Below are 228 nucleotides of genomic sequence, written 5' to 3'. Positions count from 1 at the left end.
TCGGAAATCTCTGGATCAACGCTTACTTACAGCTACCCAAAGCATATCGTCGTTAGTAACGTCCTTCATCGGCTTCTAGTGCCAAGGCATCCACCGTGCGCCCTTAATAACTTAATCTAATATAGTTATTAATCTGTGAGTGTTCTTTCGAACACTAGCGATTATTTTTTATGAATTCAAGCTTATTTAAAACTCTATTCACTCGGTTTTGCTTGGTAAAATCTATTT

1 rRNA gene is annotated in these 228 nt (G+C 37.3%); it reads right to left on the bottom strand.

Annotation, left to right across the window (positions count from 1 at the left end):
* A 23S ribosomal RNA gene (locus CD128_RS11130) occupies positions 1 to 117 on the bottom strand; the annotation flags it as partial.
* Positions 118 to 228: the final 111 nt, after the last annotated feature.

The sequence above is a fragment of the Staphylococcus croceilyticus genome, from assembly GCF_002902575.1.
Classification (GTDB): domain Bacteria; phylum Bacillota; class Bacilli; order Staphylococcales; family Staphylococcaceae; genus Staphylococcus; species Staphylococcus croceilyticus.
The sequence above is the reverse complement of the archived record's forward strand: the minus strand, read 5'-3'. Positions and strand labels throughout refer to the sequence as shown.